Here is a 725-nt window from a genome sequence, read left to right as displayed (position 1 = left end):
GCGGAGACGTCTGGCGAGACCACCGGCAGCGTCGCCGAGGACATCGTCCTGCCCGCCAAAGTCAACATCCCGGTGATGCTGACGGCGAAGAACTGAGATTCCTTTTTCTGGAAATGCTCTAACGCCGCGGGCCCGCCCGACCTCTCGACGCCCGCGGCGTCTTTCTTTTTCCGTGACGTGGCGGCGCCGGGTCACTATATGCGGGCAATGACGACCTCGATCGAAACGATCCGCGACGATTTCTCCCTGCTCGACGAGTGGGAGGACCGCTACCGCTATGTCATCGAGCTCGGCGAGGCGCTGCCTCCGTTTCCCGAGGCGGAACGCACACCGGCCAACAAGGTGCCGGGCTGCGTCAGCCAGGTGTGGCTGACCACCGAGCAGGGAGAAGGCGTCGATCCGGTGGTCAGCTTTCGCGGCGATTCCGACGCCCACATCGTGCGCGGCCTTGTCGCCATCATGCTGGCGCTGTTCTCGGGCCGGCCGGCCAGTGAAATCCAGAACACCGATGCGGAAGTGACGCTGAAAGAGCTCGGCCTCGACGAGCATCTGTCGCCGCAGCGCGCCAACGGCCTTCGCTCAATGGTCAAGCGCATCAAGCGCGACGCCGAAGCCGCCTTGAAGCAAACCGCCTGACTCTGCCCCAAGCCCGGCAACAAGCCGCACTGCGGCGGGTTCACCCGTTCGCAGCAAGACATCCCTGAAATACCTCAAAAGCAAAACGG

General features: G+C 63.9%; 1 protein-coding gene. It reads left to right on the top strand.

Annotation, left to right across the window (positions count from 1 at the left end):
• Nucleotides 1-207 precede the first annotated feature (207 nt).
• Nucleotides 208-636, top strand: a complete 429-nt coding sequence (locus EOA32_RS37535; protein WP_066997661.1) for a SufE family protein — start codon at nucleotides 208-210, stop codon at nucleotides 634-636.
• Nucleotides 637-725: the final 89 nt, after the last annotated feature.

Source organism: Mesorhizobium sp. M1A.F.Ca.ET.072.01.1.1, assembly GCF_004023325.1.
In the GTDB taxonomy this organism is placed as follows: Bacteria; Pseudomonadota; Alphaproteobacteria; order Rhizobiales; family Rhizobiaceae; genus Mesorhizobium.
This window is presented reverse-complemented; position numbering and strand designations above follow the sequence as displayed.

Bases quoted from the DNA above. Each gene is read 5' to 3' on its own strand.
- EOA32_RS37535 (WP_066997661.1), top strand. From the start codon at position 208: ATGACGACCTCGATCGAAACGATCCGCGACGATTTCTCCCTGCTCGAC.